The organism is Solimonas soli DSM 21787 (assembly GCF_000474945.1).
Taxonomy (GTDB): domain Bacteria; phylum Pseudomonadota; class Gammaproteobacteria; order Nevskiales; family Nevskiaceae; genus Solimonas; species Solimonas soli.
On the sequence record NZ_AXDW01000007.1, the window covers coordinates 92,731 to 111,055 of the forward strand.

An 18,325-nucleotide genomic window follows, 5' to 3' on the forward strand; every position below is an offset into this window, starting at 1 on the left:
TGGTGCGGCGCCGCCTCAGTTCAGCGAGAACGTGCGCGGATCGGCCGAGCGCAGTCGCGCTTCCTCCAGCGACGTCATGCCCTTCTTGACCAGTTCCTTGAGGCACTGGTCGAGCGTCTGCATGCCTTCCTTGCCGCCGGTCTGGATCGCCGAATACATCTGCGCGATCTTGTTCTCGCGGATCAGGTTACGGATCGCCGGCGTGCCGATCATGATTTCGTGCGCGGCGACGCGGCCGCCGCCCTTCTTCTTCAGCAGCGTCTGCGAAATGACCGCGCGCAGCGATTCCGACAGCATCGCGCGCACCATGTCCTTCTCGGCGGCCGGGAACACGTCGACCACGCGGTCGATGGTCTTGGCCGCCGAGGAGGTGTGCAGCGTGCCGAACACGAGGTGGCCGGTTTCGGCGGCGGTCAGCGCCAGGCGGATCGTTTCCAGATCGCGCATTTCGCCGACCAGGATGACGTCCGGATCCTCGCGCAGCGCCGAGCGCAGGGCCTCGTTGAAGCCGAGCGTGTCGCGGTGCACCTCGCGCTGGTTGATCAGGCACTTCTTCGACTGATGCACGAACTCGATCGGGTCCTCGACGGTGAGGATGTGCCCGTACTCGTTCTCGTTGATGTGGTTGACCATCGCCGCCAGCGTGGTCGACTTGCCGGAGCCGGTCGGCCCGGTCACCAGCACGATGCCGCGCGGATACTCGGCGATGTCCTTGAAGATCGCCGGGCAACGCAGATCCTCGAGCGTCTGGATCTTCGACGGAATGGTGCGGAACACGGCACCGGCGCCGCGCGAGGTGTTGAAGGCATTGACGCGAAAGCGCGCGAGGCCCGGAATCTCGAAGGAGAAGTCGGTTTCGAGGAACTCGTCCCAGGCCTTGCGCTGCTTGTCGTTCATGATGTCGTACACCATGTCATGAACGTCCTTGTGTCCGAGCGGCGGCAGGTTGATGCGCTTGACGTCGCCGTCGACGCGGATCATCGGTTCGACGCCGGCCGACAGATGCAGGTCGGACGCGCCTTGTTTGACGCTGAACGTCAGCAACTGCGCGATATCCATGCGAAACGTCCCCGAGGCGAAGCTACATCCGGTTGGTGTTTAATGTCGCCCCCCGCCGGGTCGACGCTGAACGGCGACGTTATCGGCAATCCCGACCGCAAGCAACATGGCCGACATCGAATCGAATCTCGTCGCGGTCCGCCGCCGCATCCGCGCGGCCTGCCGCGCCGCCGGACGCGCGGAGGACGCGGTCGGCCTGCTCGCCATCAGCAAGACCCAGGACGCCGCGGCGATCCGCGCCGCCCACGCGGCCGGGCAATACGCCTTTGGCGAGAATTACCTGCAGGAAGCGCTCGACAAGCGCGCACGGCTGGCCGATGCGCGGCTGCTGCCGCCGATCGAATGGCACTTCACCGGCCCGATCCAGTCGAACAAGACGCGCGCGATCGCCGAGGCCTTCGACTGGGTGCACACCGTCGACCGCCTGAAGATCGCCCAGCGCCTGTCCGAGCAGCGGCCGGCCACGCTGCCGCCCCTGCACGTCTGCGTGCAGGTCAACATCTCCGGCGAAGCGAGCAAGTCGGGCTGCGCAGCGGCCGAAAGCGCGGCGCTGTGCCACGCCGTCGCGGCGCTGCCACGTCTGCGCCTGCGCGGGCTGATGGCCATTCCGGCGCCGCCCGCCGAAGGCGACGACCCGCGCGCGCCGTTCCGCGCCCTGCGCGAACTGTTCGAGAACCTGCGCCGCGACGGCCTCGAACTCGATACACTTTCGGCCGGCATGTCGGACGACCTCGAAGCGGCGATCGCCGAGGGTTCCACCATCGTTCGCATCGGGTCGGCCATCTTCGGGCCGCGCGAATCACGAATCACGAATCACCCATCACGACCATGAGCCCGCAAGATCTCGCCAAGCGCCAAGCCGCCGAAGCCGCCCTCGCCTACGTCGAACCGGGCGAAGTGCTCGGCGTCGGCACCGGCTCGACCGTCAACATCTTCATCGACCTGCTCGCCGAGAAGAAGCTGGCGCAGGACGTCAAGGGCGCGGTGTCGTCGTCGAACGCCAGCACCGAGCGCCTGAAGAAGATCGGCATCCCGGTGCTGGACCTCAACAAGACCGGCACCCTGTCGGTCTACGTCGACGGCGCCGACGAGGCGAATCGGCACCTGCAGCTGATCAAGGGCGGCGGCGCGGCGCTGACGCGCGAGAAGATCGTCGCCGCGGCGAGCCGCAGGTTCGTCTGCATCGTCGACCAGTCCAAGCAGGTCGAGGTGCTCGGCACGTTCCCGCTGCCGATCGAAGTGATCCCGATGGCGCAGTCCTACGTCGGCCGCGAGCTGGTCAGGCTCGGCGGCAGGCCGGTGCTGCGCGAGGGCGTGGTCACCGACAACGGCAACGTCATCATCGACCTGCACGGCATGAGCATCGTCGATCCGGTGCAGCTGGAAACCGCGATCAACCTGATCGCCGGCGTGGTCTGCGTCGGCCTGTTCGCGCGGCGGCCGGCGGACGTGCTGATCGTCGGCACGGCGGACGGCGCGAAGACCATCAAGCCGTAACGCCACGATTCCCTCTCCCCACGGACGTGGGGAGAGAAGATCATGTCGCGCGCGCCTGCGGCGCGAGCGACGCGATCAGTCAGTGCACCTTGCGCGACTTGCCGGCGCGATGTTCGGCCGACTTCTGCGCCTGTCCGCCGCCGCCGAAGGCGGCGCCGTTGAAGCGCGAGGGCGGACCGTAGGTCTTCTGCGGCTGTTCGCGCTTGGGCTTGCCGGGTTTCCTGCGCTTGTCGCTCATCGAACCGCCTGACCTCCGCCGTGTCGCTGACCGCCGCGGCCACCGCGACCGGCGTTGCCGCCGCCATGGCGCCCGCCGCCGTTGCCACGCCCGCCCCCGCCGTTGCCGCCATGATGGCCGCGACCCGCCTGCGGCGCGCCACCGCGGCGACGCGGCGAATCGAACGGATCGGGCGCGCGCTCGTGCACGACGCCGATCACGTTGCCGTTGACGTCACCGTTCTCGTCACGCGGCTTGTGCGCCGCGGGCGGGCGACCCGGCTGCGCCTGCGGACCGCCGTGACGGCCGCCCGGGCGCTGCGCGTCACGCGGACCGCCGGCGCGCTGCGCGCCCGGGGCCTGGCCGCCCCGGCCGCCGCCGCCGTTGCCACGGCCCTGCTGCTGCGCGCCGCGCTGACCCTGGCGCTGCGGCTGATGCCGCTGGCCGCCGTCGCGCGGCGGACGCGGCGCCTCGGCGTCCGCCGGCTCGGCGGATGCCGAGCCGCGCTCGAAACCGTCGACCTCGAAACCCGGCAGCTGCTTGCGCAGCAGCTTCTCGATGCCGCGCAGCTCGTCGCGCTCGTCCGGGCTGACCAGCGAGAACGCCTCGCCGACGTTACCGGCGCGGCCGGTGCGGCCGATGCGGTGCACGTAGTCCTCGGGCACGTTCGGCAGCTCGAAATTGACGACGTGCGGCAGCTGGTCGATGTCCAGGCCACGCGCGGCGATGTCGGTGGCCACCAGGATGCGCACCACGCCGGCCTTGAACTCGGCCAGCGCCTTGGTGCGCGCGTTCTGGCTCTTGTTGCCGTGCAGCGCGGCGGCGTTGATGCCGGCCTTGATCAGCTTCTCGACGAGGCGGTTGGCGCCGTGCTTGGTGCGCGTGAAGACCAGGGTCTGCTTCCAGTCGTAGCCTTTCGCCAGATGGATCAGCAGCTCGGTCTTGCGCGCCTTGTCGACGAAGATCACGCGCTGCTCGACGCTTTCCACCGCCGAGTTGCGCGGCGCGATGTCGATCGTCACCGGCGAGCTGAGCAGGCCTTCGGCGAGCTTGCGGATGTCCGGCGAGAACGTCGCCGAGAACAGCAGGTTCTGGCGCTGCTTCGGCAGCAGGCCGATGACGCGGCGGATGTCGTGGATGAAGCCCATGTCGAGCATGCGGTCGGCTTCGTCGAGCACCAGAGTCCCGACCTGCGACAGGTCGACGGTCTTCTGCTGCACGTGATCGAGCAGGCGGCCCGGCGTGGCGACGACGATCTCGGCGCCGCCGGCGAGCTGCTCGATCTGCGGGTTGATGCCGACGCCGCCGAAGATCAGCACGGTGCGGATGCCCGGCACGTGGCGGCCGTAGGTCTGCACGCTGTCGCGCACCTGCGCGGCCAGCTCGCGCGTCGGCACCAGCACGAGGATGCGCACCTGCTTGCGCGCCGCGCGCGTGCCGCCGGCGTGCAGGCGCTGCAGCAGCGGCAGGGTGAAGGCGGCGGTCTTGCCGGTGCCGGTCTGCGCGGCGGCGAGCAGATCGCGGCCGGCGAGGATTTCGGGAATGGCGCGGGCCTGGATCGGCGTGGGCTGGGTGTAGCCCTCGTCGGACACGGCGCGCAACAGTTCGGATGCGAGGCCGAGGCCGGCGAAGGCCCCTTCCCGGGATGTAGCTTCGGATGACATTCAATAACTCCTGAACGCCTGCAGCGCGGATCATTCCGCGGACCGGTTCAGGTCGTGCGATTCAAGGACGATGTCGCGGCTGCGCCGCCGACATTGCTCACGGCGGTGCGGAAGCGGCGCATGGTTGGGCCGGAATTCCGTCAGCGTCAACCGGTGGACGCCTCGCGAACGGCGCGCAGTATAGCGGCGCGCCGGCGTTTCACCTAATCTTGTCGCCGGCCGATACGCAAATCGCGTGCCGGCCCGGCTTCGTCACTCGCGCAACCCCACCGCAAGAGGTGATTCATGAAGAAGATGCTTGCACTCGCCGCCCTGGCGATGTCCGCCGTCCTTCCCGCTCACGCCGATACCTGGAAGGACCTGAAGAACGCGGCCAAGCAGCAGGCCTCCGACAAGGCCGCCGAACAGCTCGGCATGGCGACGCCGGCGCCGGCCAACGCCAAGGTCTACTTCATCAATCTCAAGGACGGCGACACCGTGTCCAGTCCGGTCAAGGTGCAGTTCGGCCTGTCCAATGCCGGCGTGGCGCCGGCGGGCATGAACAAGGAAGGCACCGGCCATCATCACCTGCTGATCGACGACCCCACGGTCGACTTCACCCAGCCGCTGCCGATGACCGACCAGATCAAGCACTTCGGCGGCGGCCAGACCGAAACCTCGCTGACGCTCAAGCCCGGCAAGCACACGCTGCAGCTGCTGTTCGCCGACTGGAAACACCAGCCGTTCAACCCCTCGGTGCAGTCGGACAAGATCACGATCACCGTCAAGTAGGCGAGGCATCGGTGCCGGCGCGGCGCGGCAGCGGCTGCTGCCGGCCGCCGCCGCACTCTGCGGTTCATCACAATTCATAGAAGATAAAAGGGCATGAAATCGACGCTGGGCCTGCGTTTCGGGCAGTCGCTGACGATGACGCCGGCATTGCAGCAGGCCATCCGCCTGCTGCAACTGTCGAGCCTCGACCTGCAGCAGGAGATCGAGCAGGCACTCGAATCGAACATCCTCCTCGAGCGCGAGGAAGGTGCCGAGCCGCTCGAAGCGGAAATTCCCGCCGGGGCCGAGGCCGTCGCCGAGAGCGAAGCCGCGACCGCCGCCAGCGACGCGTCCGGCGATCCGCAGAGCCTCGAGCTCGGACGCGACAACGCGGAAATTCCGTCGGAGATGCCGGTCGACGCCGACTGGGGCGACATCTTCGACGAGAGCAGCGCCGGCGCCGGCAAGAGCAGCAGCGGCGGCGACGATGATGAGCTGCGCGACTTCCTCGAAGCGAACCTGCACAGCCGCAAGAGCCTGCACGAGCATCTGCTCGAACAGGCGCGCGCGGCGCCGTTCACGATGCGCGAAGCGGAGCTCGCCGAGCACCTGCTCGATTCGATCAACGACGACGGTTACCTCGCGGACTGGCCGGAGCTGTCGGCACGCCTGCAGGCCGAGTTCGAGGCGACGCCGGCCGAGCTGGAAGCGGTGCTGCAGAAGATCCAGGACTTCGAGCCGACCGGCGTCGCCGCGCGCGATCTCGGCGAGTGCCTGCGCCTGCAGCTCGAACTGATGCCGGCGCGCACGCCCGGCATCAATGCCGCGCTGAAGCTGGTCGACGAGCAGCTGAATCTGCTGGCCCGCCGCGATCCCGCCCTGCTGGCGCGCGCCACCGGCCTGCCGTCCGCCGAAATCGAAACCGCGCTGGCCCTGATCAAGACCCTGCAGCCGCATCCGGGGCGCCCGTTCCAGGCCCACGAGCCGGATTACGTCACGCCGGATGTCTTTGTTTCAAAAAAGAATGGCCGCTGGATCGTGGGCCTGAACCCGGAACACACGCCGCGCCTGCGCCTGAACAACCAGTACCAGAGCATGATTCGCCGCGCCGACAGCTCGCGCGACCAGCTGGTCCTCAAGCAGCACCTGCAGGAAGCCCGCTACTTTCTCAACAGCCTCGAGGCGCGCAACGAAACTCTGTTGCGGGTCGCACAGTCCATAGTTGAAGAGCAGCGCGCTTTCTTGGATTATGGACCCGAAGCGATGCGCCCGATGGTTTTGCGCGACATCGCCGAGCAGCTGGGCATACATGAATCGACCGTATCGAGAGCCACAGCGAACAAATACATGCTCACGCCGCGTGGGCTGTACGAACTCAAGTTTTTCTTCTCCAGCCACGTCCAGACCACGGGCGGCGGCGTCGCTTCCGCAACTGCCATCCAGGCCATGATCAAACGCATGATCTCGGCCGAGGACACTGCGCGCCCGCTTTCCGACGCGACCCTGTCGGAACTGCTCTTGAAAGAAGGCATACAGGTTGCAAGAAGAACCGTAGCGAAGTACCGCGAAGGCCTGGGGATACCCCCCTCGCACGAGCGCAAACCGCCGGGATGACCGGCGCCATGTAGCAGTCTGGCTTCACAGCCGAGAAGGAGTGGATCGATGAACCTGAATATCTCTGGTCACCATGTCGACGTCACCGCCCCGATGCGCGATTACGTGCTCACCAAGCTCAAGCGACTCGAACGACACTTCGACCATCTGATTTCAGCTGAAGTCATCCTCTCCGTCGAAAAGCTCAACCAGCGCGCCGAAGCCACGGTGCACGCCAGCGGCACCAACCTGCACGCGGCCGCCACGCAGGAAGACATGTACGCCGCCATCGACCTGCTCGCCGACAAGCTCGACCAGCAGACGCGCCGGCACAAGGAAAAGCTGCGCGACCATCATCAGAAGGAAGCCCACAAGCGCATGGCGCTTTGAGTAGAATCGGCCCCGGATCAAACCGGTGTCCAAGGCCCGGCCCCTGAGGCCGGGTTTTTTGTTATTGAGGCGGCAACAACGAATCCGGAAAAGCGGTCCGGATTCCGCCGCGCGGCGTGCCCCGGCACCGTGCGCGCGGGCCGTCTCCATCACGTCGGAGCCTGTTTGCGATCGATACGGCCACCGCGACCGCGGGTCCGGATCGAATTCACGTGCGTTGTGGCCGGACCCATAAAAGAGGAATCCCCAAAACATGAAAATCGCCGAGATTCTCTCCGCGGACCGTGTCAGCCTCGGACACACTTTCACCAGCAAGAAGAAAGCCCTCGAAGAACTCTCGCAAACGCTCGCGCGCGGCCTCGACGGCGTGACGGCGACCGATGTCCTCGCCAGCCTCACGGCCCGCGAGAAGCTCGGCAGCACCGGGCTCGGCCACGGCGTGGCGATTCCGCATGGCCGTCTCGCCGGCATCGGCGGCAGCATCGGCGCCTTCATGCGCCTCAAGCATCCGCTCGACTACGAGGCGCACGACGGCCATCCGGTCGACCTGATGTTCGGCCTGCTGGTGCCGCAGGGCGCGACCGAGGCGCACCTCAAGCATCTCGCGGCGATCGCCGAGATGTTCTCCGATGAAGCCTTCTGCAAGAAGGCCCGCGAAGCGGCCGACGACAAGGCGCTGTTCCAGGTCATCAGCGACTACGCGCCGGCCTGAGCGGATCGCGCAGCCACGCCGGCGGAGCCGCGCCGTGCCCGAGCCGAGCACCACCGTCACCCTGCACGGCGTCTTCATGCGGGTGCACGGCACCGGCGTGCTGCTGAGCGGCGCCAGCGGCGTCGGCAAGAGCGAGGTGGCCCTGGAATTGCTGGCGCGCGGCCACCAGCTGGTCGCCGACGACGCCGTCGATTTCGTGCTGCGCCGCGGCCATGTCGTCGGCCGCGCGCCGCGCCTGCTGCGCGGCTTCCTCGAGGCGCGCAGCCTCGGCATCCTCAACATCGCGCGCCTCTACGGCGCCCCCAGCATCGCCGGCCGCAGCAGGCTCGACCTGGTGCTGCGCCTGGAAGCCCCGCGCGAGGTCTGGGACAGCGGCCTCGAACGCCTCGGCGGGCGGCGCAGCGTCGCGCGCATTCTCGGCATCGAGCTGCCGGAGATCACCATCCCGATCCGCCTCGGGCATAATCTCGCCGTACTCGTCGAAGCCGCATGCCGCGACCTGCAGCTGCGCCTCGCCGGCTACCGCGCCGACGACGATCTGGTGCAACGGCAGTCGCGCGAGATCCGCAAGCAGGAACAGCGCGAACAACACGAGAACGATACGCCGTGACGCCCGCGACCCCACGCTTGAATCGCCTTTCCCTCACGGTGCCGGCGGCACTCCCCGCTCCCGCCGCGCGGACGCGGGACCGGGGCGGCCGCTGACGCGGCCCGGCCTATGAAACTCGCCTTCATCAGCGGCCTGTCCGGCTCCGGCAAGACGGTGGCTCTCAAGCAGTACGAGGACATCGGCTATTACTGCATCGACAATCTGCCGCTGCAACTGGTCAGCATCTTCATCCGCCGCGCCTTGAAGCGCAGCGACGGCCGCTACGAGCGCCTGGCGATCGGCATCGATGCGCGCGAGAGCGCACACGAGATCGCGCGCTTCCCGAAGTACCTCGAATCGCTGCGCACCAAGGGCATCGAAGTCAGCGTGCTGTTCCTGCGCGCCGAGGATTCGGTGCTGCTGCAGCGCTATTCGGAAACGCGCCGCCGCCATCCGCTGGCGCAGGGCGACTGCCCGCTGTCCGAGGCGATCCGCCGCGAACGTCAGCTGCTGGCGCCGATCGCCAATGCCGCCGACGCGACGATCGACACCTCGCAGAAGAACCTGCACGCGCTGCGCGAGGAGATCCAGGGCCTGGTGCCCGGCAGCGGCGGCAAGCTGTCGCTGATGTTCATGTCCTTCGGCTTCAAGAACGGCATTCCCGAGGACGCCGATTTCGTCTTCGACATCCGCATCCTGCCGAACCCGCACTGGGAGCCCGAGCTGCGCAAGCTGACCGGCCGCGACGCCGCCGTCGCGCAATGGCTCGACGGCCACGAGGCGACCGGCCGGCTGTTCGCCGACATCAGCGCCTTCCTCGAACGCTGGCTGCCGGAATACCAGAAGCAGGACCGCGCCTACCTGACGGTGGCCATCGGCTGCACCGGCGGCCAGCATCGCAGCGTCTACTTCGTCGAGAAGCTCGGCGAGCGCTTCCGCGGCCACATCGAGAACCTGACGATCCGCCATCGCGAGCTGTGGGCGCCGGCGGCCGGCACGCGCGCATGAACGTCGGCGTCCTGCTCGTCACGCACGGCAAGCTCGGGCATTACCTGCTCGACACGCTGCGCGACATGATGGGCGAGCTGCCGCTCGCCGCCGACGTGCTCGAGGTGCGGCGCGTGCAGGCGCACGAGGTGCTGATCACGCAGGGCCGCAAGATGATCGAGCGGCTCGATGGCGGCGGCGGCGTGCTGATGCTCACCGATGCCTTCGGCTCGACGCCGAGCAACATCGCTAACAAGCTCGCGCAAGGCGGCAACGTCGAGGTCGTCGCCGGCCTCAACCTGCCGATGCTGATCCGCATCTTCAATTACCCCAAGCTCGCGCTGCCGGCGATGGCGAAGAACGCCGTCGAAGGCGGCACGCGCGGCATCATGCTGTGCCAGCGCCCCGCGGCGCCGGAATCCTGATCGGGAGACATTCGTGGAACGCACCGTGCCCATCGTCAATATGCTCGGCCTGCATGCGCGGGCCGCGGCGCGGCTCGTCACGCTGGCCTCCAAGTTCGAGTCGGACGTGCGCATCCGCAAGGACGGCCGCGAAGTCAGCGGCAAGTCGATCATGGGCGTGATGATGCTCGCCGCCGCCAAGGGCTCGAACATCACGCTGATCGCCGAAGGCCCCGACGAGGCGCAGGCGCTCGACGAGCTGGTGGCGCTGATCGCCAACAAGTTCGATGAAGAAGCGTGATGGGCGATTGATGATGAGTGGTTGACAGCCAGATCGCTTGAAGCCCGGAAAAAAGCATGTCGTCCCTGACCCATCACCAATCACCGAGCACCGATCACGGCGCGCGGAGCGCGCCATGAGCCTCTGGCTGTCCGGCATCGGCGTCTCGCGCGGCATCGCCGTGGCGCGCGTGCAGAAGCTGCACGCCGGCGATCTCGACATCCCCGAGCGCACGCTCGACGCCGGCGATCTCGAAGGCGAGGTCACGCGCTTCGTCGGCGCGCAGCGGCATGCGCGCGAGCAGCTGCACGAAGTGCGCGACAAGATCCCGGCCGGCACGCCGAGCGACGTCGCCGCCTTCATCGACACGCACATCCTGATGCTCGATGACCGCTCGATCACCGATACCACGATCGCGCACATCCGCCAGCAGCACATCAACGCCGAGGCGGCGCTGCGCAGGACGCGCGACGCGCTGATCGACGTCTTCGAGCGCATGGACGATCCCTACCTGCGCACGCGCCGCGACGACGTCGAACACGTCTGCGCGCGCATCCTGCGCGTGCTGCTGAAATCCGAGCGCCAGCTGCCGGCGAAGGGCGACGGCGTCGAACCGTTCGTCATCGTCGCCGACGACATCACGCCGGCCGACATCATCCTGCTCGCGCAGCAGCACGTCGCCGCCTTCGTCACCGAATACGGCGGGCCGCTGTCGCACACGGCGATCCTGGCGCGCAGCCTCGGCATCCCGGCCATCGTCGGCCTGCGCGACGCGCGCCGCCTGCTGCGCGAAGGCGAGCTGGTCATCGTCGACGGCGAAGCGGGTCACGTGCTGGTGACACCGGACGACATCGCCCTCGATTTCTACCGCGCCAAGCAGCGCAGCCAGGCGCAGTACCGCGCCGGCCTCGTCCGCTTCAAGGGCCGCGCCGCCGTCTCGCGCGACGGCATGCCGATCCGTCTGCTCGCCAACATCGAACTGCCCGAGGACGCGCGGGTCGCCGAGGAGAACGGCGCCGAGGGCGTCGGCCTGTACCGCACCGAATTCCTCTACATGAACCGCAAGGACCTGCCGAGCGAGGAAGAGCAATACGATGCCTACGCGCGCATCGTCTCGGCGGTGTCGGGGCCGATCACGCTGCGCACGCTCGATCTCGGCGCCGACAAGCAGGTCGACTCCGGCCGCAGCCCCGGCCCGACGCCGAACAATCCGGCGCTGGGCCTGCGCGCGATCCGCCTGTGCCTGAAGGAGCCCGAGCTGTTCCATACGCAGCTGCGCGCCCTGCTGCGCGCATCGGCGCTCGGTCGCGTGCAGATCATGCTGCCGATGATCTCCAACCTGCAGGAGTTCCGGCAGGCCTGCGCGGCGATCGCGGCGACCCGCGACGAGCTGCTCGGCGAGGGCCATGCCGTCGCCGCCGACGTGCCGGTCGGCGCCATCATCGAGGTGCCGGCGGCGGCGCTGGCCTCGCCGATGCTGGCGCGCCACGCGCGCTTCTTCTCGATCGGCACCAACGACCTGATCCAGTACACCCTGGCGATCGACCGCGTCGACGACGAGGTCAACTATCTCTACGACCCGCTGCACCCCGCCGTGCTGCAGCTGATCCGCCGCACGATCGAGGCCGGCGACGGCGCCGGCATCCCGGTGGCGATGTGCGGCGAGATGGCCGGCGATCCCAAGTACACGCGCCTGCTGCTCGGCCTCGGCCTCACCGAATTCTCGATGCATCCGGCCAGCGTGCTGGAGATCAAGCGCATCATCATCGATTCCGACGTCGGCCGTCTGCGTCGCGCCGTCGCCGAGCTGCTGCACGGCACCGACCTGCAGGAGCTGCGCGACCGCATCGCGGCGCTCGACGAGATCTGAAGCCGCAAGCGCGCGCGGCGGACGATCCGGCGGCGGCGCGGCGCGCCTACTGCGCGAGAATGCGCACCGCGCGCGCCGTCGCCGAGGCGCGGTTCTCGACGCCGAGTTTCTCGAACACCTGTTCGAGATGCTTGTTCACCGTGCGCGGACTGATGCCGAGGATTTCGCTGACGTCGCGATTCGACTTGCCGCGGCTGATCCACAGCAGCACCTCGGCCTCGCGCTGCGTCAGGCTGAGCGTGCTTTGCAGCAGCCGGGTCTGCTGCTGCAGCAGCTGTTCCGGGCTGCTCGCCTCGCGCAGGCGGTAGAGGAACTCGTCCGGCCCGGTCGAGCTGACGAAGGAGAATTCGAGGCGGCGCCCGTCGCCGGTGCCGAGCAGCAGCTGCGGCGCGCCTTCCTCGCGCAGCGCCGCGAACTGCTGCGACACTTCGGCGGAGAAGCGCGGCGTCTCGCCGCCGCTCGGCAGCAGATCGACGAGCAGGCGCTCGGCGCGCGGCGTGCACCACAGCAGGCGGCCGCCACGATCGGTCGAAAGCAGGAAACGCCCGGTCGCGTCGAGCGCGCTGCGCGAGGCGTGCGCGCTGCGCGCGTTGGCGAGATGCACGCGAATGCGCGCCAGCAGCTCGTCGACGACGATCGGCTTGGTCACGTAGTCGACGCCGCCGGCCTGCAGGCCGCGCACCACGTCCTCGGTTTCCGACAGGCCGGTCATGAAGATCACCGGCACGTGCGACAGCAGCTTCTCGCGCTTGATGCGCCGGCAGGTCTCGAAACCGTCGAGGCCCGGCATCACCGCATCCATGAGCACGAGATCGGGCGTGATCTCGTCGAGCAGCGCCAGGCAGCTCTCGCCGCCGTTGGCGACCAGCACGGTGATGCCGGCGCCCTCCAGCGTGTCGGTCAACAGGCTCAGGCTCTCCGGCGTGTCGTCGACCGCCAGCACGATGTCGCGCCGGCCGCTCTGCGCGGCGTTCATGGCGTGCCTCCGGCGGCGCGCGCGGCTTCCAGCGTGCGCGCGTAGGCCGTCAGGTCGAAGCGCAGCACCATCTCCTGCAGGCTGGCGGTGAAGGCGACGTGCGCGGCATCCTCGGCCGCGATCTCGCGCAGCTTGGCCTGGATGCCGCGCACGTGGCCGATGCGGCCGAGCTGGATCAGATCGTCGAGGTGGCGGCGGCAGCTGGCCGGCATCCTCACCACTTCGGCATGCGGCGGCGGCGCGTCGTCGATGTGGCGCCAGTCGAGCGCGAGCAGGGCGGCGACGCGGTCGAGGAAGAAATCGACATCGAGCGGCTTGGTCAGGAAGGCGTCGTGCGCCTCGCCGGCTTCGCCGCCGCGACGCAGCTCGTAGGCGTTGGCGGAGACGATCATGATGCGCAAGTCCGGCAGATCGAGCGCGCGCAGCGCCTCGGCGACCTGCCAGCCGCCCATGCCGGGCATCGCCAGATCGAGTGTCGCCAGATGCGGCCGGCACTGGCGCGCCAGCTCGACGGCCGCCTCGCCGTCGCGGGCGAGGAACAGTTCGAAGCCGAGCGGCTCGAGCAGATTGCGCAGCAGGTCGAGATGCGCGGGATCGTCGTCGACCAGCATCACGCGCCGCCGCTCGCCTTCGTAGCCGACGATGCGCCGCCGCGGCGGCGGCGACGCGCTGGCGCCGTGCGCGGCCGCCGACAGCAGCAGGCGCACGACGAAGCGGCTGCCCTCGCCCGGCGTGCTGTGCACGGCGATCTCGCCGCCCATGATCTGCACCAGCACCTTGGTGATGGCGAGCCCGAGCCCGGCGCCCGGCGTCGCCCGCACGCCCGGCATGCCGCCGCGCTCGAAGGGCATGAAGATGCGCTCGGTGTCCTGCGGGCGGATGCCGATGCCGCTGTCGGCGATCTCGAACTCGGCGACCTGCGTGCGGTAGCGCACGGTCAGCGCCGCATGGCCGCGATCGGTGAACTTGATCGCGTTCGACAGCAGGTTGATGAGGATCTGCCGCAGGCGCTTCTGGTCGACGTGGACGATCGGCGGCAGCCACGGCGGCCGCTCGTAGCGGAATTCGATGCCCTTGGCGGCGGCCTGCAGGCGGAACATGTCGACGATCTGTTCGAGGAATTCCGGCAGGCGCACCTCGTCGCGGTTGAGGCGCAGCTGGCCGCTCTCGATCTTCGAGATGTCGAGCATGCCGTCGACCAGGTTCGACAGATGCTCGGCGCTGCGGCGGATCACGCGGATCGCGCTCTGCGGTGGCGCGCCGGTCTCGCGTTCGAGCAGCTGCGCGTAGCCGTAGATCGAGTTCAGCGGCGAGCGGATCTCGTGGCTGATGCCGACCACGTAGCGGCTCTTCGCCTCGTTGGCGGCCTCGGCGGTTTCCTTGGCTTTCTGCAGGGCCGCGTCGGTGCGCTCGTGCGCCTCGATCTCGTCCATCAGCATCGCCGTCTGCCGCGCCGACTCGCCGAGCGCGGCATTGCGGCTCTCGTGCGCGAGCACCAGCAGCCAGGACGCCACGCCGGAGAAGATCAGCAGGCTGAGGAAGACCACCCACAGCGTGCTGCCGACGACTTCGCGCGCCTGCGGCGCGATGGCGATGTACTGCCAGTAGATGAACGACAGCAGGCAGCCGATGGCGATCGTGAACAGGAACAGGATGCCGAGGAACTGGCCGATGCTCGCCAGCCGCACCGACTCGCCGACGCGCTGCGGCAGGATCGCGTCGAGCACGCGCGCGATCTGCTGGCCGAAGCGGCTGTCCTCCTTGCAGACGTCGTGGCAGCGCGCTTCGAGCGTGCAGCACAGCGAACAGATCGGTCCGCTGTAGGCCGGGCACATGGCGACGTCGCTGCGCTCGAAATGGTTCTCGCAGATCGTGCAGCGGATTTCGTGCTCGCCCTCGGGCAGGCCGCCGGGCTGGCGGGCAAGGTAGTAGCGGCCGCCGGTGGCCCAGGCGATCAGCGGCGCGAGCAGGAAGGCGACGCCGAAACCGATGAACGGCGACAGCACCTGCGGCAGCGCGCCGAACACACCGAAGAAGGCGGCCGAGGACACGACGATCGACGCCAGCATGCTGCCGACGCCGACCGGATTGATGTCGTACAGATGCGCGCGCTTGAACTCGATGTAGGACGGCGAGAGTTTCAGCGGCTTGTTGACGACCAGATCGGCGGTCAGCGCGCCGATCCAGCCGACCGCGAAGTTGGCGTACAGCACGAGGATGCCCTCGATGACGCGCGCGATGCCGATCTCCATCAAGAGCAGCGCAAGCAGCACGTTGAACACCAGCCAGACGACGCGGCCGGGATGTGCGTGCGTCAGCCGCGAGAAGAAATTCGACCAGGCGATCGAGCCGGCATAGGCATTGGTGACGTTGATCTTGATCTGGCAGGTGACGATGAACACGCCGGTCAGCAGCAGCGCCGCGGCCGGCGATCCGAGCATCTCGCGGAAGGCCATGAAGAACATCTGCACCGGCTGCGCCGCCTCGTCGGCCGGCACGCCCTTCTGCAGCACGAAGTACGCGAGCAGGCCGCCGGCGGCCAGCTTGAGGCCGCCCATGAACACCCAGCCCGGCCCGGTGCTCAGCAGGGCGGTCCACCAGCGCCAGGCGCCGACGCGGCGGCGATCCGGCAGGAAGCGCAGGTAGTCGGCCTGTTCGCCGATCTGCGGCAGCAGCGACAGCAGCGTCGAGGCGGCGATCGCGAACAGCGACAGATCGAACGCGCCGCTCGCGTTGCCGCGCGCGCCGCCGTAAGCGCGCAACCCGGCGAGATCGTCGCGGCTGTAGACGAGCAGCCAGACCAGCGGCGCGAGCTGCAGGATCAGCCACACCGGCTGCGTCCACAGCTGCACGCGGCTGATCAGGCTGATGCCGTAGATGGCGATGGGGATCACCACCAGCGCGCTGACCAGGTGCGCGATCCACAGCGGCATGCCGGTCACCATGTGCAGGGCCTGCGACATGATGCTGGCCTCGATCGAGAACAGCAGGAAGGTGAACGAGGCGTAGATCAGCGAGGTGATGGTCGAGCCCATGTAGCCGAAGCCGGCGCCGCGCGTCAGCAGGTCGATGTCCAGCCCGTAGTGCGCCGCGTAGCCGGCGATCGGCAGGCCGATGACGAACATCAGCGCGCAGACCACGACGATCGCCCACATCGCGTTGGTGAAGCCGAACTGCAGGGTCAGGCTGCCGCCGATCGCCTCGCAGGCGAGGAAGGAGATCGCGCCGAGCGCGGTGCTGGCGATGACGAACGAGCCGCGCTTGCGCGCCTTTTCGGCGGTGAAGCGCAGCGCGTAGTCCTCGAGCGTCTGGCTCGCCGCCCACTTGTTGTACTGGCGTCGCTCGCGAACGATGCGCTGTCGCAGCTTCGGCTCGACCGTCGCTCCCACCCCACTCTCCGTTCTTCGTTGAACGATGTTCAGGCCAGGGCATGCACCAGGCCGCCGGCCGCGGTCAGCACGCCGGCCGCCCGAGCCAGCCAGTGATGCCGGCGCTGCGCAGCGTAACCGATACCCAGGCCGGCGCCATGCAGCAGCGCCGTCGCCAGCATGAAGCCGGCCGCGAACAGCAGCGGATCGGCGAGCGCCGGCAGCTCGCTGCCGTGCGCGGCGCCGTGACAGAAGGCGAACGCGCCGGTCAGCGCCAGCGCGGCGGCCAGCGGCAGGCGGCCGGCGGTGGCGACGAAGAGCCCGAGCACCAGCAGCGATGCGCTGATGCCGGCCTCGACGTGCGGCGGCGCGAAGCCCGCCAGCGCCGTCGCGGCGCCGATCGCCATCACCGTGACGAAGGCCAGCGGCACCATCCAGCGCGCGCGACCGCCGAGCTGGGCGGCCCACACGCCGACCGCGATCATCGCCAGCAAGTGATCGAAGCCGGACAGCGGATGCAGGAGGCCGGCGACGAAGCCGGCGCCCGGCAGATCATGGCCGGGATGCGCGAAGGCCGGCGCGGCGGCGGCGAGCAGCGCGAGGGCGAGGAAGGCAGCGGTCTTGCGCGACATCAGATCGTCTCCGGCAGCGGGCGGGCCTCGAGCCCGCCGGTCTTGATGATGAACGCCGCGATCTGGTGCAGGCCGCGGTTCTCCTTGAGGTTGCTGAACAGGAACGGCCGCGCGCCGCGCATCTTTTTCGCGTCACGGTCCATCACGTCCAGCGAGGCGCCGACCAGCGGCGCGAGATCGATCTTGTTGATGACCAGCAGGTCGGAGCGCGTGATGCCGGGCCCGCCCTTGCGCGGGATCTTGTCGCCGGCCGACACGTCGATCACGTAGATCGTGATGTCGGCGAGTTCCGGCGAGAAGGTCGCCGCGAGGTTGTCGCCGCCGCTTTCGATGAAGATCACTTCGAGCGTCGGGAAGCGGCCGACCATGTCGTCGATCGCCGCCAGATTGATGCTCGCATCCTCGCGGATCGCCGTGTGCGGGCAGCCGCCGGTCTCGACGCCCATGATGCGCTCCGGCACCAGCGCGCCGGTGCGGGTGAGGATCTCGGCATCTTCCTTGGTGTAGATGTCGTTGGTGATGGCGGCGATGTCGTACTGCCCGCGCAGCAGCTTGCACAGGCGCTCGGTCAGCGAGGTCTTGCCGGAGCCGACCGGGCCGCCGATGCCGACGCGCAGCGGGCCGTGCGCGCGCGGCGGTGCTTCGTTCAGGGAAAGGTTCATGAGCGGAACAGCCTCGTGTACTGGGTTTCGTGGTGCATCGAGAACAGATCGAGCAAGGGTGCGGCGCTGCCGAGATCGTCGAGCGCGCACTGCGGCGCGCACGCGGCGACCTCGGCGATGTCGGCGGCCAGGCGCGCCGTCGCGATCTGGCCGTCGGTCTGGCCGAGCGGCACCAGACGCACGCCGGCCGAGATCAGGTTCGCCGCGAAGCCATGCAGATAGGCATGCAAGGCCGGCGCCAGGGGAATGCCGTGGGCGGCGCAGGCCACCGCCATCGCCACCGCGTGCGACTGCGGCCTGCCGCGCTGGCGCCGCGCGAACGCATCGAACAGGGCGTTCGGCCAGGCGCGGCCGGTGACCTGCAGGAAGGCCTGCGCCTGCTGGCGGCTTTCCAGCGCCGTCTCGCTGGTGCCGCGCAGCGCGGCGGCGAGTTCGGCGATCGCGTCGAGCGCCGCCGTGTCGGCCGCCGACCGCCAGGCGTGCGCGAACAGCACGGCGTCGAGCCAGGCCGCGCCGCGCCGCAGGACCGCGCGCACGTAGTCGGCCAGCGTGTCGACGTCGCGCACGTCGCCGCGTTCGACCGCCCACTCGAGCCCATGGCTGTAGCTGAACGCGCCGACCGGATAGCTCGGCGAGGTCCAGCTCAGCAGCAGCTGCAGGGCGGCGCCTTGCATG

General features: G+C 68.8%; 19 protein-coding genes. 11 read left to right on the plus strand and 8 right to left on the minus strand.

The window, feature by feature from the left end; genetic code table 11:
- Positions 1 to 15 precede the first annotated feature (15 nt).
- Positions 16 to 1,059: a type IV pilus twitching motility protein PilT gene (locus tag K344_RS0104790; protein WP_028079701.1), complete on the minus strand. Its 1,044-nt coding sequence runs from the start codon at positions 1,057 to 1,059 to the stop codon at positions 16 to 18.
- A gap of 106 nt (positions 1,060 to 1,165) precedes the next feature.
- On the opposite strand from K344_RS0104790, the gene K344_RS0104795 reads away from it, so the two are divergent.
- Together K344_RS0104795 and rpiA are read left to right on the plus strand one after the other, a co-directional pair.
- Complete coding sequence (locus K344_RS0104795) at positions 1,166 to 1,891, plus strand: YggS family pyridoxal phosphate-dependent enzyme (protein ID WP_028079702.1); 726 nt, start codon at positions 1,166 to 1,168, stop codon at positions 1,889 to 1,891.
- Positions 1,888 to 2,556 (plus strand): ribose-5-phosphate isomerase RpiA, encoded by a 669-nt coding sequence (rpiA, locus tag K344_RS0104800; RefSeq protein WP_028079703.1) that lies wholly within the window; start codon positions 1,888 to 1,890, stop codon positions 2,554 to 2,556. The genes K344_RS0104795 and rpiA overlap by 4 nt, the downstream gene beginning before the upstream one ends.
- A 79-nt stretch (positions 2,557 to 2,635) precedes the next feature.
- Here rpiA and K344_RS23830 read toward each other — a convergent pair whose 3' ends face one another.
- Complete coding sequence (locus K344_RS23830; RefSeq protein ID WP_157622772.1) at positions 2,636 to 2,794, minus strand: hypothetical protein; 159 nt, start codon at positions 2,792 to 2,794, stop codon at positions 2,636 to 2,638.
- Positions 2,791 to 4,437, minus strand: coding sequence for a DEAD/DEAH box helicase (locus K344_RS24785; protein ID WP_084197006.1), 1,647 nt, complete (start codon positions 4,435 to 4,437; stop codon positions 2,791 to 2,793). The genes K344_RS23830 and K344_RS24785 overlap by 4 nt, the downstream gene beginning before the upstream one ends.
- 285 nt (positions 4,438 to 4,722) lie before the next feature.
- Between K344_RS24785 and K344_RS0104815 the strand changes: the two genes are divergently transcribed.
- From K344_RS0104815 to ptsP, 9 genes are all read left to right on the plus strand, one after another.
- Positions 4,723 to 5,208 carry a DUF4399 domain-containing protein gene (locus K344_RS0104815; RefSeq protein WP_028079704.1) on the plus strand — a complete coding sequence of 162 codons (486 nt, stop codon included), beginning with the start codon at positions 4,723 to 4,725 and terminating at the stop codon, positions 5,206 to 5,208.
- A gap of 93 nt (positions 5,209 to 5,301) precedes the next feature.
- On the plus strand, positions 5,302 to 6,801 hold the full coding sequence (locus tag K344_RS0104820) for an RNA polymerase factor sigma-54 (protein ID WP_028079705.1): 1,500 nt from the start codon (positions 5,302 to 5,304) through the stop codon (positions 6,799 to 6,801).
- Between the two features lie 48 nt (positions 6,802 to 6,849).
- The gene (hpf, locus tag K344_RS0104825; protein ID WP_028079706.1) at positions 6,850 to 7,170 is read left to right on the plus strand and encodes a ribosome hibernation-promoting factor, HPF/YfiA family; all 321 of its coding nucleotides are present in this window, start codon (positions 6,850 to 6,852) and stop codon (positions 7,168 to 7,170) included.
- A 253-nt stretch (positions 7,171 to 7,423) separates the two neighbouring features.
- The gene (locus K344_RS0104830; RefSeq protein WP_028079707.1) at positions 7,424 to 7,882 is read left to right on the plus strand and encodes a PTS sugar transporter subunit IIA; all 459 of its coding nucleotides are present in this window, start codon (positions 7,424 to 7,426) and stop codon (positions 7,880 to 7,882) included.
- A 34-nt stretch (positions 7,883 to 7,916) separates the two neighbouring features.
- On the plus strand, positions 7,917 to 8,492 hold the full coding sequence (locus tag K344_RS20300; RefSeq protein WP_245586111.1) for a hypothetical protein: 576 nt from the start codon (positions 7,917 to 7,919) through the stop codon (positions 8,490 to 8,492).
- A 108-nt stretch (positions 8,493 to 8,600) separates the two neighbouring features.
- Positions 8,601 to 9,479: an RNase adapter RapZ gene (rapZ, locus tag K344_RS0104840; protein WP_028079708.1), complete on the plus strand. Its 879-nt coding sequence runs from the start codon at positions 8,601 to 8,603 to the stop codon at positions 9,477 to 9,479.
- Complete coding sequence (locus tag K344_RS0104845) at positions 9,476 to 9,883, plus strand: PTS sugar transporter subunit IIA (RefSeq protein ID WP_028079709.1); 408 nt, start codon at positions 9,476 to 9,478, stop codon at positions 9,881 to 9,883. The genes rapZ and K344_RS0104845 overlap by 4 nt, the downstream gene beginning before the upstream one ends.
- 13 nt (positions 9,884 to 9,896) lie before the next feature.
- Positions 9,897 to 10,163, plus strand: a complete 267-nt coding sequence (locus tag K344_RS0104850; RefSeq protein ID WP_028079710.1) for an HPr family phosphocarrier protein — start codon at positions 9,897 to 9,899, stop codon at positions 10,161 to 10,163.
- Between the two features lie 115 nt (positions 10,164 to 10,278).
- Complete coding sequence (gene ptsP, locus K344_RS0104855) at positions 10,279 to 12,012, plus strand: phosphoenolpyruvate--protein phosphotransferase (protein ID WP_028079711.1); 1,734 nt, start codon at positions 10,279 to 10,281, stop codon at positions 12,010 to 12,012.
- Positions 12,013 to 12,058: 46 nt separating this feature from the next.
- Here ptsP and K344_RS0104860 read toward each other — a convergent pair whose 3' ends face one another.
- From K344_RS0104860 to K344_RS0104880, 5 genes are read right to left on the minus strand one after another with little or no spacing between them, the layout of a single operon-like run.
- A complete protein-coding gene (locus K344_RS0104860; RefSeq protein ID WP_028079712.1) occupies positions 12,059 to 12,988 on the minus strand; it encodes a response regulator transcription factor in 930 nt (309 codons plus the stop codon).
- Positions 12,985 to 16,377: a hybrid sensor histidine kinase/response regulator gene (locus K344_RS0104865; RefSeq protein WP_245586112.1), complete on the minus strand. Its 3,393-nt coding sequence runs from the start codon at positions 16,375 to 16,377 to the stop codon at positions 12,985 to 12,987. Before K344_RS0104865 ends, K344_RS0104860 begins: the two co-directional genes overlap by 4 nt.
- Before the next feature lie 29 nt (positions 16,378 to 16,406).
- Complete coding sequence (locus K344_RS0104870) at positions 16,407 to 16,988, minus strand: HupE/UreJ family protein (protein WP_028079714.1); 582 nt, start codon at positions 16,986 to 16,988, stop codon at positions 16,407 to 16,409.
- A complete protein-coding gene (gene ureG / locus K344_RS0104875) occupies positions 16,988 to 17,650 on the minus strand; it encodes an urease accessory protein UreG (protein ID WP_028079715.1) in 663 nt (220 codons plus the stop codon). The genes K344_RS0104870 and ureG overlap by 1 nt, the downstream gene beginning before the upstream one ends.
- On the minus strand, positions 17,647 to 18,324 hold the full coding sequence (locus K344_RS0104880; RefSeq protein WP_028079716.1) for an urease accessory protein UreF: 678 nt from the start codon (positions 18,322 to 18,324) through the stop codon (positions 17,647 to 17,649). Before K344_RS0104880 ends, ureG begins: the two co-directional genes overlap by 4 nt.
- Between the last annotated feature and the right edge of the window lies 1 nt (position 18,325).

What these genes read in the sequence shown, in the direction of transcription:
- K344_RS0104790 (WP_028079701.1), bottom strand. Translation starts at nt 1,059, where the DNA reads ATGGATATCGCGCAGTTGCTGACGTTCAGCGTCAAACAAGGCGCGTCC.
- K344_RS0104795 (WP_028079702.1), top strand. Translation starts at nt 1,166, where the DNA reads ATGGCCGACATCGAATCGAATCTCGTCGCGGTCCGCCGCCGCATCCGC.
- rpiA (WP_028079703.1), top strand. Translation starts at nt 1,888, where the DNA reads ATGAGCCCGCAAGATCTCGCCAAGCGCCAAGCCGCCGAAGCCGCCCTC.
- K344_RS23830 (WP_157622772.1), bottom strand. Translation starts at nt 2,794, where the DNA reads ATGAGCGACAAGCGCAGGAAACCCGGCAAGCCCAAGCGCGAACAGCCG.
- K344_RS24785 (WP_084197006.1), bottom strand. Translation starts at nt 4,437, where the DNA reads ATGTCATCCGAAGCTACATCCCGGGAAGGGGCCTTCGCCGGCCTCGGC.
- K344_RS0104815 (WP_028079704.1), top strand. Translation starts at nt 4,723, where the DNA reads ATGAAGAAGATGCTTGCACTCGCCGCCCTGGCGATGTCCGCCGTCCTT.
- K344_RS0104820 (WP_028079705.1), top strand. Translation starts at nt 5,302, where the DNA reads ATGAAATCGACGCTGGGCCTGCGTTTCGGGCAGTCGCTGACGATGACG.
- hpf (WP_028079706.1), top strand. Translation starts at nt 6,850, where the DNA reads ATGAACCTGAATATCTCTGGTCACCATGTCGACGTCACCGCCCCGATG.
- K344_RS0104830 (WP_028079707.1), top strand. Translation starts at nt 7,424, where the DNA reads ATGAAAATCGCCGAGATTCTCTCCGCGGACCGTGTCAGCCTCGGACAC.
- rapZ (WP_028079708.1), top strand. Translation starts at nt 8,601, where the DNA reads ATGAAACTCGCCTTCATCAGCGGCCTGTCCGGCTCCGGCAAGACGGTG.
- K344_RS0104845 (WP_028079709.1), top strand. Translation starts at nt 9,476, where the DNA reads ATGAACGTCGGCGTCCTGCTCGTCACGCACGGCAAGCTCGGGCATTAC.
- ptsP (WP_028079711.1), top strand. Translation starts at nt 10,279, where the DNA reads ATGAGCCTCTGGCTGTCCGGCATCGGCGTCTCGCGCGGCATCGCCGTG.
- K344_RS0104860 (WP_028079712.1), bottom strand. Translation starts at nt 12,988, where the DNA reads ATGAACGCCGCGCAGAGCGGCCGGCGCGACATCGTGCTGGCGGTCGAC.
- K344_RS0104870 (WP_028079714.1), bottom strand. Translation starts at nt 16,988, where the DNA reads ATGTCGCGCAAGACCGCTGCCTTCCTCGCCCTCGCGCTGCTCGCCGCC.
- ureG (WP_028079715.1), bottom strand. Translation starts at nt 17,650, where the DNA reads ATGAACCTTTCCCTGAACGAAGCACCGCCGCGCGCGCACGGCCCGCTG.
- K344_RS0104880 (WP_028079716.1), bottom strand. Translation starts at nt 18,324, where the DNA reads ATGCAAGGCGCCGCCCTGCAGCTGCTGCTGAGCTGGACCTCGCCGAGC.